We start from the raw sequence: 14,584 nt of genomic DNA on the forward strand, positions 1-14,584 counted from the left end.
CCGGCCCGACGCCGGAAGGATTACCGGCCGAGCAGATCGTGACCACGCTCGACTTCGACGCGATCATCGAGGAGGCGCAGCCGGACACCTTCCGAGGCGCTCAACAGGCCGTCGTTCCTGAGCTCTTCGGCGTCGAAGACCACGTGCCAGTTGTCACCGACGACATTTCGGAAAAAGGCGGCAATACCGACGAACTGGGTATTGGGCGCCAGGGCGGCGACGTCCACCTTCTGCTCACCCGGCAGCAGAGTCACTTCACGCTGGGACAACAGAGTGTTTCCCAGCACGCTCTCGCCCTCGCTCCACAGCTGACGTGGCGAGGCTGTGGCGAAGGGAGCCTGCTCGCTCAGCTGGTAGATTCTGACGACGACGGACAACGGCTCGCCATTGACATCCGGGTTGACCGATTCGTCGCTATCGATGGTGACTCGCACCCGCTCCTGGTTGCCGAACAGATCTCCCGCCCAGGTATCACCGAAGCGGTTGCCGACACGATCGGCCACGCCGCAACCCGCCAGCAGAGCCACGCATAAACCCACTACCAAAACGCGTACGGACGCCATCATTGCCGTCTCATTCACTCTATTATTTAGTCCCGAGAAAGCTCACGAAGCCTGAATGCCAAAGAAGATTTGGCATCAATTTGTCTCGTTCGCCACACACCCTACCAGATTTAATGGCTATAATAAGCGTCGAATTTAACATTAGCTTACTCAGAAACATTTATTTACAAAAAGTTTGAGATCGACACATGAAAGCACAGTCCGTCAAATGGGCTTCGGTCGCGGCTTGCCTATTGTTGAGTGCTTGCGCAGCCGGCCCTCAATCCAAGGTCAATTATGTCAAGGCTACCGAACGCTTCGAAGGCACCCTGCCCTGCAATGATTGCCGCGGGATCAAGACCGACCTGATATTGCAGCGTGATGCCATTACCGGAGCCCCCCAGGGTTTCTACCTGCACGAGGTCAAGATCGACGCGCCCGGAGGAGAGAGAGTCAACTCGACCTGGGGAAAATGGTCCAAAAATCAAGATATTAACGACTTCGAACGGCAGCTTTATGTGCTCAGGCCAGAGGTGGGCGATGCGCGTGCCTACGTCAGAATGGACAACGGCAATCTGCAGCCGCTGACGGATCAGGGCATGCCGGCCATCGACGATGAAGGCAAGAGCGTGGCCCTCGAACTGTTGACCCCGGATCTATCCCCCGCGGCGGAGACGGATAAGGACAATTGAATCACCACTCGTGCTAGAGTGATGAAATAACCTTTAATTACACGAGATGTAAGAGATCACCTACAACATTAATAGCAGATAACCTCGGAGCACCGTCTCGATTCTCCGATACAATACTTTGCGATTTCTGTTACCGGGTAGAATCTTGATCGTCAATCTATTGAGTCTTTCGGCGTCCTCGGCACAATGGGTCGCGAGCCGATGTTCAATGGAATGACACGACTGGCCTCGATAACCCAATCGACGCCAAGTCCATCTCGACGATATGACGTCGCACCGGGAATCGATCATGACGCAGTCCTTCGATGTTGATAGCTTCATCCGCTCGCGCAAGCAGACGCGAGTGGTGTCGGATTCGCTCAAGGCGCAGGCAGCGGACTATCTCACGACCTTGGCGCCACTGGTGCGACCCCAACCGCTGTTCGGCGAGTACCTGCAGGGGGCGCCCCGCGGTAGCGGCCGGGAGACTCAGCATCACTTCAAGGAGTTCCGCACCCTGTTCGACAAGCATGCGGCGCAGCGTCCGTTCAACCTGATGAACGAGCTCGAGGTACCGCTCAACATCATCAACTCCACGCCTGAGCTCTTCCCACTCGAGTACGACCATGACCTGCCGGGCGGCAGCACGGTGCGCGTGACCAGTCCTGCACGCTGGGTGGTGGGTTACTCGTCATTCGACTTGAGCCGCTTTCGTCAGGTCGTCCGCGACCCCAATCGCAGCGGCTCGGAGCTGCACCGTTTCGTGGTGCACTACCTGATGCTGTTCCACTGCTTCAGCCGCGCCGCCGGCCTGGGTCGCCTGTTCAAGGGGCTGCGCTTCCCGGTCGGCTTCCAGCAACTGGACGATTTCGGCGAGCTACCTTTCTGCGTGATCAGCTCGCCGGTCGCCTCGACCCTGCCGGCAGACGACGTGATCCGCCACAGCACCGAAATCTCCGGAAGCCGCAGCTTCGAAGAGCTGATCTCCGAAGATGCGATCGATGCCATGCAGGACGACCTGCGGGAGCAACTGATATCCGCCGTCAGGGAGGCGCCGTCCGCCTGACCGCGAGGCGCAACCCGGGCACGACCCGTTCGAACCCCAACGAAGCCGCCATCTCAAGGGAGGATCCTTTCATGGCCAAGAACGAAAGTACTCAACACAAGCTGTCGCGCGTCAGGGCACCGCGAGTTCACCTGACCTACGACGTCGAGATCGGCGACAGCATCGAGAAGAAAGAACTGCCGTTCGTGGTCGGCGTCATGGGTGACTATTCGGGCAACCCGCTCGAGCCACTGCCGCGGCTGAAGGACCGCAAGTTCGTCAATGTCGACCGCGACAACTTCGACAGCGTCATGAAGGGCGTCAAGCCGCGCTTGAGCTACCGCGTCGACAACACTCTCGCCAACGACGGCTCGCAGTTGCCGGTCGAGCTCAACTTCAAGCGGATGGAGGATTTCGAGCCGCAGGAAGTCGTGCGCCAGGTCGAGCCGCTGCGCAAGCTGCTGGAGGTTCGCAACAAGCTGGCCGATCTGCGCAACAAGATGGGTGGCAACGACAAGCTCGAAGAGCTGTTGATGGACGTGCTGCAGAACACCGACAAGCTCCAGGCCCTGGGTGAAGAGCTGGGTCGTGAAGCCGCTGCGAAACCGCAGAGCGACAAGGAATAACGGGAGTCTTCCATGGCCGACAATCAGACCGACAACACGTCACAGACCGAAACCCAGGAAGTCTTCGCGCCGGAGACTTCACTGCTGGACAGCATCATCTCCGAGAGCCGCGTGGCCCGCTCGGAGACCGAGCGCACCCGTACCCGTGACCTGATCGACGAACTGGTCAATCAGGTGCTGGAGGGAGAGGTCACCCCGAGCAAGGACCTGATCGCGGTGCTCGACTCGCGTATCGCCGAGATCGACTCGCTGCTGTCGGATCAGTTGAACGAGGTCATGCACGCCAGCGAATTCCAGCAGCTCGAAGCGTCCTGGCGTGGCCTCAAGTATCTGACCGACCAGTCCGAGACCAGCACCAACATGAAGATCCACATGTTGAACGCGTCCAAGAAGGACCTGGTCAAGGATCTCAAGTCGGCCTCCGAGTTCGACCAGAGCGCGCTGTTCAAGAAGGTCTACGAGGAAGAGTACGGCACCTTCGGCGGCGCCCCTTTCGGCATGATGATCGGCGACTACGAGTTCGGCCGCCATCCGCAGGACATGTACCTGCTGGAGCAGGTTTCCCATGTGGCGGCGGCGGCGCATGCGCCGTTCATCTCCTCGGCCTCGCCGGAGCTGTTCGGCTGGGATTCGTTCACCGACATGACCGGGCCGCGGGATCTCTCCAAGATCTTCGATACCGTCGAATACGCCAAGTGGAAGTCCTTCCGCAATTCGGAAGATGCCCGCTACGTCGGCCTGACGCTGCCCCACGTGCTCGGCCGCCTGCCCTACGGCGAGGAAACCACGCCGGTGGAGGAGTTCAACTTCACCGAGAGCGTCGACGGCCGCGACCACAACAAGTACCTGTGGATGAACGCCGCCTACACCATGGGCGCGCGGGTCACCGATGCGTTCTCCAAGTACGGCTGGTGCGTCGCGATCCGTGGCGTCGAGGGCGGCGGCCTGGTCGAGGACCTGCCAACCCACACCTTCCAGACCGACGACGGCGAGGTGGCATTGAAGTGCCCCACCGAGATCTCGATCACCGACCGCCGCGAGAAGGAGCTCTCCGACCTGGGCTTCATCCCGCTGGTGCACTGCAAGGGTACCGACTACGCCGCCTTCTTCGGCACCCAGTCCGCTCAGTTGCCCAAGCAGTACAACACCGACGTGGCCAACGCCAATGCGCGCCTCTCCTCGCAGTTGCAGTACATCTTCGCCACCTCGCGCATCGCTCACTTCATGAAGGCGATCATGCGCGACAAGGTCGGCAGCTTCGCCTCGCGCCAGAACGTGGAGGATTACCTCAACGAATGGCTGTCGCAGTACGTACTGCTGGACGACAACGCCGGCCAGGAAGCCAAGGCCAAGTACCCGCTGCGCGAAGCGCGCGTGGAAGTCGCCGAGGTCCCCGGCAAGCCCGGCGCCTACAAGGCGGTCACCTTCCTGCGGCCGCACTACCAGCTCGATGAGCTGACCGCGTCGCTGCGGCTGGTGTCGGAACTGCCGCAGTCCACTCGCGGCTCCTGATCCGCACGACCGAAGGCGGGCAGCGGTCAAGTACCGATGCCCGCCGGCGAATCCGAGGCGATATCCGGGAAGCGCGGCGCGCGGGACGACGCCGCCACGATCCATCGTGAGATGAGGATGAGATGAGCGAACCCTTGCAGATGGTTCCGACCCTGCTCGACCGTCTACTCGACGATGAGCCGCAGCACTCGACCGAAGCGCAACCCGGCCATCGCTGTTCGCTGGCCGACTACAAGAGCTCGGTGGTGCGCGATCTCGAACTCCTGGTCAACACCCGCCGGGAGCTGGTGGCCGACGGGCTGGATGGCTGGCCGTCACTGCAGGGCACCCTGCTCGACTACGGCCTGCCGGACTTCATCAGCCGTGGCGTCCGCAGCACCGAGGATCGCCGGCTGATCCAGCGCCAGCTCGAACGCACCATCGAACAGGGCGACAAGCGCTTCAGCAGCGTGCGCGTGCAACTGCTCAACCAGGACAGCCACGACCGTATTCTCCAGTTCCGCATCGAAGCCGTGCTGTCGCTGAGCGAAGCGAGCCAGCGCGTGGCCTTCGATGCCATACTGCAAGTCAACACTCGCCAATACAAGGTGCAGAACCTGATCTGATGCTCGACGACCTGCTGCCCTACTACGAGAAGGAACTCTCCCACCTGCGTTTTCTGGGTCAGGAGTTCGCTCAACGGTATCCGAAAATCGCCTCGCGACTGCTGCTCGAGGGGGACTACTGCGAGGATCCCCACGCGGAGCGGATGATCGAGTCCTTCGCCTTCCTCAGCGCCCGGGTTCACAAGAAACTCGACGACGACTTTCCCGAGATCGTCGAGGCGTTTCTCGACGTGCTCTACCCGCACTACCTGCGTCCGACACCGGCACTGTCGATCGTCGAGTTCGACCCGGGGGCACAGACCTCCCTGACCGGCGCGTATCACCTGCCCCGGCATACGGCGCTGCACTCACGCCCGGTGGAGGACTCCTTCTGCCGCTTCCGCACCTGCTACCCGGTGGATGTCTGGCCGGTGGCGGTGAGCGGCGCCGAACTGACCCGGCTGGAGCGCTCGTCGTTCAATGCCCACGGCAACGACAACGTCGCCAAGCTGACCTTGTCGCTCGAGAGCCTCGGCAACACCGATTTCGGCAAGCTGGGCATGGATCGCCTGAGATTCTTCCTCGACGGGGAAGGCACACTCATGCACCCGCTCTACGAGCTGCTGTTCAACAACGTGGCGCGAATCTCGGTCAGTTTCGTCGATGCCGGCCAGCAGCGCGAGATCGGGTTGGCACCGGATGCCATCACCCCGGTCGGCTTCGGTCACGACGAAGGGCTGATCGACTACTCCGAGCGATCGTTCCTGGGCTACCGCCTGCTTCACGAGTACTTCACCTTTCCCGAGAAATTCCTGTTCTTCGACCTGAACGGCCTGGCCCGCCCCCTCGCCGGCAAGCCGGTGACCCAGATCCAGATTCACTTCCTGTTCCGCGACTACGATCAGCACGAGCGTCTCGCCCGGCTGGCGCAGACCGTGGGGCGCCACAATTTCCGTCTCGGCTGCACCCCGGTGGTCAACCTGTTCCCGCAGCAGGCCGAACCGATCAAGCTCAGCCACACGCGCCATGAATATCCGGTGGTGCCGGACGTGCGCCACTCCCGTTCCACCGAGATCGTCTCGATCGACGAGATCACGCGGGTCATTCGCACCGCGATGCAGGACGAGGTCGCGCCCTGCCTGCCCTTCTTCGAACCGCGGGACAGTGAAAAGCAGGCCCGCCAGAGCTACTGGATCGCGCGGCGGGTCGCCTCGGAAAACGCCCGCGACCCGGGCACCGAAATGCGCCTTAGGGTGGTCGATCGCGAACTGGAGATGCTCGACGCCAGCAGCGACACCCTGAGCCTCAAGCTCACCTGCAGCAATCGCGACCTCCCGCAGTTGATGACCTTCGGCCATCCGCAGGGGGATTTCACCCTCGAACGCGAGCAGGTGGTGCAGCAGATCCGCTGCCTGCGCAAGCCGACGGCGCCGGTACGCCCGCCCATGGGCAAGGGCCTGATCTGGCGCCTGGTCTCGCACCTGTCGCTCAACCATCTGTCGCTGGTCTCCGACGGCCGCGAAGCGCTGATGGAGCTGCTGACGCTCTACAACTATCGCCAGGCTTCGGCGATCCGCAAGCAGATCAACGGCATCGCCTCGATCGCGAGCGAACCGGTGATGACGCGCATCGGTCATCCGCGCCCCGCCTTCGTGCGCGGCACCGGCATCACCCTGGAGCTCGACGAAAGCCAGTTCACCGGTAGCGGTATCTACCTGTTCGGCATGGTGCTGGACCACTTCTTCGGCCAGTACTGCAGCCTCAACAGCTTCACCCAACTCACCCTGCGCTCTCGTCAGCGCGAACAGCGAGTCGCCCAATGGAAGCCGAGAACCGGTACTCAGCCCCTGGTCTGATCGATCAGGCCCGCGCCGAGCCCTGGCGATTCGGGTTCTTCCAGCTCGTGCGCCTGCTGCGGCTGCACTACAGCCGCACCGGGCGTATCGATCCCGAAAACCGCCCCCATCAGGACCCGTTGCGGTTTCGCTCGCTGCTCTCGCTGAACTTCCCGCCCAGCGAGATCAGCGACCTCTCCTTCGAGAGCGACAAGGTCCGTTCCGCCAGCGGCGATCCGCTGAGCGAGATCCAGGTCACGTTCATGGGGCTGGTGGGGCCGTCCGGCGTCCTGCCGCGCCCCTACACCGAACTGCTGATCAACCGCCATATCGAGAAGCGCGACGATGCCGCCCATGCGTTCATGGATTTCTTCTCGCACCGCATGACGGCGCTGTTCTACGAGGCGTGGCAGAAGTACCGCTTCCATATCGAATACGAGCGCAAGGGCAGCGCGGACTTCGAGGAGTGGCTGCTGCACCTGGTGGGTTTCACGCCCACCACGCTGGAGAAGAGTCTCGCCCGCGACGCCGCGCCCGGCTCGCTGCGCCGTGACCTGTTCAGCTGGTTTTCCGGGCTGTGGTCGCAGCGGCCGCGCAATCCGAGCAACCTGCAGTCGATCCTGGAGTACACCTTCCAGCTGCCCTGCCGGGTCGACTCGTTCGCTGGCCGCTGGATACGCCTCGATCCGGCGCAGTACACCCGCCTCGGCCAGGCCAATGCCAGGCTCGGGGAGAGTGCCGTGGCCGGCACCCGGGTGCGTGACTATCAATCCGCCTTTCGCGTCTCGTTCGGGCCGCTGAGCCTGAGCGCCTACCGTTCGCTACTGCCGGACACCGAAGCGCACCGGAAGCTGATCAAGCTGGTGCGTTTCTACGCCGGCATCGAACTCGACTTCGAGATCGAGTTGATTCTCGACAGGCACAGCATTCCCGCCCCCCAACTGGGTGCGGGGGGCAGTATCCACCTGGGGCGGCTGGGTTGGCTCCAACCCGCCGACCGACCGGCCGCCTCCCACGGCCATGCACTCTTCGACATTCCCTACGACGGAGCCACGGCGTGAGTCTCAAATCCCTTTTCGACAAGCTCAACGATCCCTGCCGCGAAGCCACCGAAGGCGCAGCGGCACTGTGCCTGGCCGAGCGCCAGTACGACGTCGATATCGAGCACCTGCTGCTCAAGCTGCTCGACAGCGACGACAACGACTTCCTGCGCATCGCCCGGCACTACGACGTGTCGCTCGATCGCCTGGCGACGCAGCTCGAGGAGACGGTCTCGACCTTCAAGACCGGCAATACCCGAACGCCCGCCCTGTCGCCGCGCATCACCCGGCTGATCGAGCGCGCCTGGGTGATCGCCTCGATCGATCACGGCGAGGCCCAGATTCGCGGTGGCCACCTGCTGCTGGCGCTGCTCAAGGACGACGAACTGCGCCGGGTATTGCTGGATGGTGCCCGTGAGCTCGAGCGGATCAATGTCGACGACCTGCAGGCACATCTCGACGACCTGATCGGCGGCAGCAGCGAAGATCAACACGTGCGCCCGCTCGGCGAGGGGACGAACGCCAGTGGCCCGAGCCAGAGCGCCGGCCACTCCTCGGACACCCGGTCCGGCGGCGGGCGCCCCGGCAAGAGCAAGACCCCGGCGCTGGACCAGTACACCATCGACCTGACCGGCAATGCCCGCGCCGGTCGCATCGATCCGGTGCTCGGCCGCGAGGAGGAGGTGCGCCAGATGGTGGACATCCTCACCCGACGCCGCCAGAACAACCCGATCCTCACCGGCGAAGCGGGTGTCGGCAAGACCGCCGTGGTGGAAGGTCTGGCACTGCGCATCGTCAACGGCGATGTGCCACCGCCGCTCAAGAACGTCGAGCTGCGCACCCTCGACCTGGGGCTCCTGCAAGCCGGCGCCGGGGTCAAGGGCGAGTTCGAGAGCCGACTCAAGAACGTGATCGAGGAGACCAAGCGCAGCCTGCATCCGATCATCCTGTTCATCGACGAGGCCCATACCCTGATCGGCAGCGGCGGACAGGCCGGCCAGGGCGATGCCGCCAACCTGCTCAAGCCGGCGCTGGCGCGCGGCGAACTGCGCACCATCGCCGCCACCACCTGGGCGGAGTACAAGAAGTACTTCGAGAAGGACGCGGCGCTGGCCCGTCGCTTTCAGGTGGTCAAGGTCGAGGAGCCGGCCGAGCCGGTGGCCATCAACATGCTGCGCGGCCTGAACGAACGGATGCAGGATCATCACAAGGTGACCATTCTCGACGATGCCATCGTCCAGGCCGTTCGCCTGTCGCACCGCTATATCACCGGCCGCCAACTGCCGGACAAGGCCGTCAGCGTGCTCGACACCGCCTGCGCCCGGGTCGCCCTGGCGCAGTCCTCGCAGCCGGCGGCGCTGGAGGACGCCCATCGTCGCGTCGACAATCTCAACAGCGAGATCGCCGTTCTCCAGCGCGAACAGCGCGAAGGCAGCGATCATGCGGAAACCCTCACCGCGCTCGACGAACAGCTCACCGCGACCCGCAGCGAGATCGACGATCTCAGCGCACGCTGGGAGCGCGAGCAGGAGATCGTGACGCGCCTCAAGGGGTTGGAGGCAGAGCGCGAATCCATCGAGGCCGGCCAGCAGGATGGCGATGGCGACGCGCTGAGCCGGCAGATCGGCGAGGTCCGGCGGGAGCTGGCCGCGATTCAGGGCGAGCACTCGCTGGTGCACGGCCATGTCGACGGCAACGTGATCGCCGAGGTGATCTCCAACTGGACCGGCATTCCACTCGGCAAGATGATGCGTGACGAGATCGCCACCGTGCAGCGCCTGCCCGAACTGCTCGGCGAGCGCGTGCTGGGCCAGGATCACGCCCTCGCCGAGATCGGCAAGCGCATCGCAATCTCGCGGGCGCGGATGGAGGACCCCAACAAGCCGATCGGGGTCTTCCTGCTGCTCGGCCCCAGCGGCGTCGGCAAGACCGAAACCGCGCTATCGCTGGCCGACACCCTCTACGGTGGCGAGCGTAACGTCATCACTATCAACATGTCCGAGTACCAGGAAGCGCACACCGTCTCCAGCCTCAAGGGCTCGCCCCCCGGCTACGTCGGCTACGGCGAGGGCGGCGTGCTGACCGAAGCGGTGCGCCGCAAGCCCTACAGCGTGGTGCTGCTGGACGAAGTGGAGAAAGCCCACCCGGACGTGCTGGAGCTGTTCTTCCAGGTGTTCGACAAGGGCGTGCTGGACGATGGCGAAGGTCGCGAGATCAATTTCCGCAACACGGTGATCCTGCTCACCTCCAACGTCGGCACCGACGACATCATGCAGCAGTGCCTGGGCGTCGAGTCCCTGCCCGCGCCGGATGCGATCGTCGAAAGCCTGCGCGATCAGCTCAACGGCGTGTTCAAGCCGGCGTTCCTGGGCCGGTTGAACATCATTCCCTACTACCCGGTGCAGAAAGAGATTCTGCACAACATCGTGCGGCTCAAGCTCGACCGCATCAAGCACCGCTTCGAATACAACCATCGCGCCGAGTTCGAGTACGACCCGGCGATCATCGAAGCCGTCGCCGAGCGCTGCACCGACAGTGACAGCGGCGCACGCAATATCGACAACATCCTCTCCGGCAGCCTGATGCCGACCGTCGCCGCCCAGGTGCTGGACAAGATGGCCAATGGCGAGGCAATCGAGAAACTGACGGTCAGCCTCGACGACCAGGGGGAATTCGCTTACGCGCTGAGCTGAGTCAGCAGCGTAGCAAGACGATAGCGTCCCCGGCGGCCGAGCGTGCCGTCGGGGACGTCTGCCATTCGGCGCGCGACGGTCATCCACCAAAGTCGTATTCAGCGAAACCAAAGCCCCCTGCCACGAAAGACAGATTTCCCCCGATATCGAGTCCGGCCATGCTGGCGATACCTCCCCAGATTGGTAAATCGCGTCATGCCCGACAATCTGTCCCAAGAGACGCTCCAGCGGTGGCTAGGCAACCGCGAGCAGAGCACGGATCGTCTCGATAGCGCCCTGGTTGCCAGGGTCGCGGCGACGTTCAGCAGACCCTGCCCAGAACCAGGCGAGCCCCTGCCCCCCTTGTGGCACTGGGCGTTTTTCCAGAATCCGCTCCCCGGTGCGCAGCTCGGCGGTGATGGTCATCCGACCCGTGGCGGTTTCCTGCCGCCGGCGGACAACCGCAACCGGATGTGGGCCGGTGGCCGCGTCGAGTTTCTCACTCCATTGAAAGTGGGTATCGAAGCACAGCGCGTCTCCACCGTGACCGATATTCAGGAGAAGCACGGCCGCACCGGCTCGCTGCTGTTCGTGACGGTACAGCACGACTACTCCCAGGCTGGTGAGCTCGCCATTCGCGAAGCCCAGGATATCGTCTATCGCCAGCCTTCTCCGCCGAAACTGTCGCTCGACGAGCCGATGCCGGAAGCCGACTGGTCGCAGACCCTCGACCCCGACCCGGTGCTGCTGTTCCGCTACTCGGCGGTCACCTTCAATGGCCACCGGATTCATTACGACTGGCCGTATGTCACCGGGACCGAGGGTTATCCGGGGCTGGTAGTCCATGGCCCGCTGATCGCGACGCTGCAACTGCAGGCGTTCTGCGACGCCAATCCCCAACTGCGCCCGACGCGCATGCAGTATCGCGGCCTGCGTCCGCTGATCGCCGACAAGCCGTTTCGTACCACCGGCCGGATCACCGACCACGGCACGGCCGAGCTGACCGCCGGCAACGACGACGGGCCGGCCCATCGCGCCACGGTTGAATTCCACGACATTGAAGACCAGGAGTCTCGAGCATGAGCCTCAACCCCATCGACCACGAGGCGCTGGAAGCGATCCGCGACGGCGTTCGCAGCCTGTGCCAGCAATATGATGGCGAGTATTGGCGCGACATCGACAAGGCCCAGGGCTTCCCCGAGCAGTTCGTCACCGAGCTGACCGAAGCCGGCTGGCTCGGTGCGATGATCCCCGAGGCGTTCGGCGGCTCGGGTCTGGGTCTGGCGGAAGCCAGCGTGATTCTGGAGGAGGTCAACCGCTGCGGCGGCAATGCCGGCTTCGTTCACGGCCAGATGTACAACATGGCGACGCTGCTCAAGCATGGCAGCGAGGCGCAGAAAGCCGCCATCCTGCCCAGGCTGGCCAGCGGCGAGCTTCGCCTGCAGTCGATGGGCGTCACCGAGCCCACCACCGGCACCGACACCACCAAGATCAAGACCACGGCCGTCAAGCGCGGCGACAAGTACGTGATCAACGGCCAGAAGGTGTGGATCTCGCGGATTCAACACTCTGACCTGATGATTCTGCTGGCGCGCACGACGCCGCTGGCCGAGGTCAAGCGCAAGTCCGAGGGGATGTCGATCTTCCTGGTCGACCTGCATCAGGCAATCGCCAATGGCATGACGGTCCAGCCGATCGACAACATGGTCGGCCACGAGACCAACGAGCTGTTCTTCGACAATCTCGAGCTGCCGGCGGATAGCCTGATCGGCGAGGAGGGCAAGGGCTTCCGCTACATTCTCGACGGCCTCAACGCCGAACGCACCCTGATCGCGGCGGAGTGCATTGGCGACGGCCGCTGGTTCATCGACAAGGCCAGCCGTTACGCCAACGAGCGCGTCGTGTTCGATCGCCCGATCGGTCAGAACCAGGGGGTGCAGTTCCCCATCGCCGAGGCCCATATCGAGGTGGAAGCCGCCGATCTGATGCGCTGGCGTGCCTGCCAGGAGTTCGATGCCGGTCTGCCGGCCGGGGCCAGCGCCAACATGGCGAAGTACCTGGCGGCCAAGGCCTCGTGGGAGGCGGCCAATGTCTGCCTGCAGACCCACGGCGGCTTCGGCTTCGCCACCGAGTACGACGTCGAGCGCAAGTTTCGCGAGACTCGCCTCTACCAGGTCGCTCCGATCTCCACCAACCTCATCCTCTCCTACGTCGCAGAGCACTTGCTCGACCTGCCACGCTCGTTCTGAGGTTACCCATGAAGATCTCACAGCTGGATCATCTGGTGCTGACGGTCGCCGATATCGATGCGACCTGCGATTTCTACGGTCGTGCGCTGGGGATGAAGCGGATCGCCTTCGGCAACGGGCGTAGCGCGCTCGTCTTCGGCCAGCAGAAGATCAACCTGCACCGTCACGGCCAGGAATTCGAACCCAAGGCGCATCGCCCCGTGCCGGGTTCGGCGGATCTCTGTTTCCTCAGCGACACACCACTGGAGCAGGTGATCACCCACCTCGAGACCGAACAGATCACGATCATCGAAGGTCCGGTGGATCGGACCGGCGCCACCGGCCCGATCCGTTCCGTCTACGTTCGCGACCCTGACGGCAACCTGATCGAGATCGCCAATCGCATGGAGGAGCCTGGCAATGAATGACCTGTCCCATGATCGAACGCGAGAACTGGCAGGCTTTCTGGCCGAGCTTAGTTACGCCCACATCCCGCAAGCGGTCGTCGAGCGCTGCCAGGCCTACTACCTGGACTGGCTGGGCTCGGCGTTGGCCGGCAAGAACCACGCACCGATCCCGCTGTTCGAGCAGTACAGCCAACTCATGGGGCCGAGTGATGGAGGCTGCCAGCAGTTGACCGACCGGCGCATGACGTCGCCGCACTTCGCCGCCCTCGTCAACGCGGCCGCCTCGCATGTGGTCGAGCAGGACGATCTGCACAACAGCTCGGTGCTTCACCCGGCGACCGTGGTCTTTCCTGCCGCCCTCGCCACCGCCCAGGACCTGGGCAGCAGCGGCGAGGCGCTGATCACCGCCGCCGTGGCCGGTTACGAAGCGGGCATTCGGATCGGCGAGTTTCTGGGTCGCTCCCACTACCGTGTCTTCCATACCACCGGCACCGCCGGGACGCTGGCCGCCGCCGTGGCCGCAGGCAAGCTCATGGAACTCGACACCGACGGTTTCGTGAACCTGCTCGGCAACGCCGGCACCCAGGCGGCGGGGCTATGGGAATTTCTGCGCGACGCCGCCGATTCCAAGCAGTTGCACACGGCCAAGGCAGCCTCCGATGGTCTCCTTGCCGCCTACATGACCCACAGCGGCCTAACCGGTGCCAGGCATATTCTCGACGGCCCCCAGGGAATGGCTGCCGGGATGTCGACCGATGCCGATCCGAGCCGGCTGACGGATCGTCTCGGCGAGCGCTGGGCGCTGGTCGAGACGTCGTTCAAGTTCCATGCTTCCTGCCGGCATACGCACCCGGCGGCGGACGCCCTGCTGGCATTGATGCAGCGAGAAGCGCTGACCCACGACGCCATCGAGAGCGTCACGGCGAGAGTCCATCAGGCGGCGATCGACGTGCTCGGACCGGTGGTCGACCCGCGCACCATTCATCAGGCCAAGTTTTCGATGGGGAGCGTGCTGGGGTTGATCGCGGTTCATGGCGACGCCAGCCTGGCCAGCTTCCGGGATCACGCCCTGCAGGACGAGGCGGTGGCCAGTTTCCGCCAGCGTGTGTCGATGGTACTGGACCCGGAGGTGGATGAGGCCTACCCCCGACGTTGGCTGGGTCGGGTCGAGGTCACGACCCGCGACGGCCGCCGCTTGAGCGCGGCCATCGATGAACCCAAGGGCGATCCGGGCAACACCCTGAGCCGGGAAGAGCTGGAGGCGAAGTTCCGCCGCCTCGTGACCTTCTCGGGTGCCGCCGACGATGACGAAGTCGTCAGGCTGATCGCCCACGCCTGGCACCTGCCCTCGGTGGCACGCCTCGAGCCACTGCTGTGAGCCGGCGACCCGCCGGCATCGCATCTCCATTTCGCGAACAGGAT

The 14,584-nt window shown here is 63.8% G+C and carries 13 protein-coding genes; 12 read left to right on the forward strand and 1 reads right to left on the reverse strand.

The features are described 5' to 3' along the window. Nucleotides 1-20 precede the first annotated feature (20 nt). Nucleotides 21-527, reverse strand: a complete 507-nt coding sequence (gene tssJ / locus AAGT95_RS19055; protein ID WP_240612285.1) for a type VI secretion system lipoprotein TssJ — start codon at nucleotides 525-527, stop codon at nucleotides 21-23. Between the two features lie 224 nt (nucleotides 528-751). Here tssJ and AAGT95_RS19060 point away from each other — a divergent pair, with 224 nt between their 5' ends. From AAGT95_RS19060 to AAGT95_RS19115, 12 genes are all read left to right on the forward strand, one after another. Beyond that, entirely contained in the window at nucleotides 752-1,234 is a 483-nt protein-coding gene (locus AAGT95_RS19060) for a copper resistance protein NlpE N-terminal domain-containing protein (RefSeq protein WP_342594791.1), read from the forward strand. A 289-nt stretch (nucleotides 1,235-1,523) separates the two neighbouring features. Next, nucleotides 1,524-2,279, forward strand: coding sequence for a hypothetical protein (locus AAGT95_RS19065; RefSeq protein ID WP_110598243.1), 756 nt, complete (start codon nucleotides 1,524-1,526; stop codon nucleotides 2,277-2,279). Nucleotides 2,280-2,350: 71 nt separating this feature from the next. Beyond that, complete coding sequence (tssB, locus tag AAGT95_RS19070) at nucleotides 2,351-2,884, forward strand: type VI secretion system contractile sheath small subunit (protein WP_110598244.1); 534 nt, start codon at nucleotides 2,351-2,353, stop codon at nucleotides 2,882-2,884. Between the two features lie 12 nt (nucleotides 2,885-2,896). After that, on the forward strand, nucleotides 2,897-4,396 hold the full coding sequence (gene tssC / locus AAGT95_RS19075) for a type VI secretion system contractile sheath large subunit (RefSeq protein ID WP_110598245.1): 1,500 nt from the start codon (nucleotides 2,897-2,899) through the stop codon (nucleotides 4,394-4,396). 122 nt (nucleotides 4,397-4,518) lie between these two features. Then, on the forward strand, nucleotides 4,519-5,001 hold the full coding sequence (gene tssE / locus AAGT95_RS19080) for a type VI secretion system baseplate subunit TssE (protein ID WP_342594792.1): 483 nt from the start codon (nucleotides 4,519-4,521) through the stop codon (nucleotides 4,999-5,001). Then, nucleotides 5,001-6,836, forward strand: coding sequence for a type VI secretion system baseplate subunit TssF (tssF, locus tag AAGT95_RS19085; RefSeq protein WP_342594793.1), 1,836 nt, complete (start codon nucleotides 5,001-5,003; stop codon nucleotides 6,834-6,836). Before tssE ends, tssF begins: the two co-directional genes overlap by 1 nt. Next, the gene (tssG, locus tag AAGT95_RS19090; protein ID WP_342594794.1) at nucleotides 6,800-7,876 is read left to right on the forward strand and encodes a type VI secretion system baseplate subunit TssG; all 1,077 of its coding nucleotides are present in this window, start codon (nucleotides 6,800-6,802) and stop codon (nucleotides 7,874-7,876) included. The genes tssF and tssG overlap by 37 nt, the downstream gene beginning before the upstream one ends. Next, on the forward strand, nucleotides 7,873-10,548 hold the full coding sequence (tssH, locus tag AAGT95_RS19095) for a type VI secretion system ATPase TssH (RefSeq protein ID WP_342594795.1): 2,676 nt from the start codon (nucleotides 7,873-7,875) through the stop codon (nucleotides 10,546-10,548). The genes tssG and tssH overlap by 4 nt, the downstream gene beginning before the upstream one ends. A 195-nt stretch (nucleotides 10,549-10,743) precedes the next feature. Then, nucleotides 10,744-11,610, forward strand: coding sequence for an FAS1-like dehydratase domain-containing protein (locus tag AAGT95_RS19100; RefSeq protein WP_342594796.1), 867 nt, complete (start codon nucleotides 10,744-10,746; stop codon nucleotides 11,608-11,610). Further along, nucleotides 11,607-12,776 (forward strand): acyl-CoA dehydrogenase family protein, encoded by a 1,170-nt coding sequence (locus AAGT95_RS19105; RefSeq protein WP_110708598.1) that lies wholly within the window; start codon nucleotides 11,607-11,609, stop codon nucleotides 12,774-12,776. Before AAGT95_RS19100 ends, AAGT95_RS19105 begins: the two co-directional genes overlap by 4 nt. 8 nt (nucleotides 12,777-12,784) lie before the next feature. After that, entirely contained in the window at nucleotides 12,785-13,183 is a 399-nt protein-coding gene (locus AAGT95_RS19110) for a VOC family protein (RefSeq protein ID WP_342594797.1), read from the forward strand. Then, nucleotides 13,176-14,540 (forward strand): MmgE/PrpD family protein, encoded by a 1,365-nt coding sequence (locus tag AAGT95_RS19115; protein WP_342594798.1) that lies wholly within the window; start codon nucleotides 13,176-13,178, stop codon nucleotides 14,538-14,540. The genes AAGT95_RS19110 and AAGT95_RS19115 overlap by 8 nt, the downstream gene beginning before the upstream one ends. Nucleotides 14,541-14,584 lie beyond the last annotated feature (44 nt).

It is taken from the genome of Salinicola lusitanus (assembly GCF_038648475.1).
GTDB lineage: Bacteria > Pseudomonadota > Gammaproteobacteria > Pseudomonadales > Halomonadaceae > Salinicola > Salinicola lusitanus.